Origin of the sequence: Leyella stercorea, assembly GCF_019052365.1 — a bacterium.
Lineage (GTDB): Bacteria > Bacteroidota > Bacteroidia > Bacteroidales > Bacteroidaceae > Prevotella.
Genome location: NZ_JAHQUY010000166.1, coordinates 1 through 1,255, shown reverse-complemented (window position 1 = coordinate 1,255; position 1,255 = coordinate 1). Strand labels below are relative to the sequence as shown.

Genomic DNA, 1,255 nt, shown 5'->3' with positions numbered 1-1,255 from the left:
AACTCACTCTTAAAAAGACATAAAAGACTGTTTCTTGTTTCCGTTTTGTTTCTCGTTTCTCGATTTGTTTTCTTATCTTTACATCAGTTTTCCAAAGTAAGGGAAGAGAAAAAAGCAAATGTCAGCATAGGAAACCATATCTGACATGGACTTTCAACAAGAGGGAGAAAGACCCTCCAATGTAGCAGAATACAAAAACAAAATAACACTTCATACATCATGGCAAGACCAAAGAAACAAGTAAAGCTGAAAGAGCCGATTAAAATTCGGTTGAAGTCGCTCGCAGATGGCAACAAGAGCATCTATCTTGACATCTACTATAAGGGAGTGAGAAAGTATGAATACCTCAAACTCTATCTCGTCCCCGAAATCAATCCCGTCTGTAAGGAACAGAACAAGCAGACTATGGCGATTGCAGAACGCATCAAGGCAGAGCGCATCCGAGCATTGCGAGGTCATGGCATACAGGACTGGGAAACCGTCAAGCAAGGTTCAATGCTTCTCACTACTTGGATAAAGAGGTATTGTGAAGGTGGTGTCGGCATCAAGAAGTCAACACTCCATTGCCGTGTGGAAATGCTGCACACCGTGGAGAAGTATCTTGACGAGACTAACAAAGGCTTCATTTCTCTTGAAGATGTCAATGCGGAGTTCTGCCGTGGTTATGTAAAATTCTTGCGTAACTTCCCAAATTCCCATATCAAGTATGGCGAGCCAAGACCTATCAGTGAGAATACGGCAAGCCGATACCTCGGAATGTTCTCCACTGCTCTCAATAACGCTGTGCGCCAAGGCATTATCCGAAGCAATCCGATGAAGGAACTTGATGCACGTGAGCGCATCCAACCCAAGGAAGGCAAGAAAGAATACCTTACTATTGAGGAACTTCGCACCCTCATGGCTACGGACAGTTATCGTCCAGAGGTCAAGGAGGCTTTCATCTTCGCCTGTTTTACTGGATTGCGATTAAGCGACATGTACCGTCTTGCTCCGATGCACATCTTCAAGACCGCTGACGGAAAAGGCGAATACATAGACATGGAAATGCAAAAGACGGAGAAGCCAGTTATAATACCTCTCTCGGAAGAGGCTAAGCGGTGGTTGCCAAAGTCAAGAGGAAATGATATTCCTTTCTTTGATATACCAACCACACAGACCGTTATAGGCAGGGCTCTCCGCAAATGGGCGGAAGCAGCTGGAATTGAGAAGCATATCTCATTCCATTGCTCACGGCACACGTTCGGAACGATGATGC

The 1,255-nt window shown here is 44.9% G+C and carries 1 protein-coding gene; it reads left to right on the top strand.

Annotated features, from left to right (window positions below; genetic code table 11):
• Window positions 1–219: 219 nt before the first annotated feature.
• Window positions 220–1,255 (top strand): site-specific integrase (locus tag KTQ90_RS13390; RefSeq protein WP_217318836.1); only part of this gene is annotated, 1,036 nt, incomplete at its 3' end.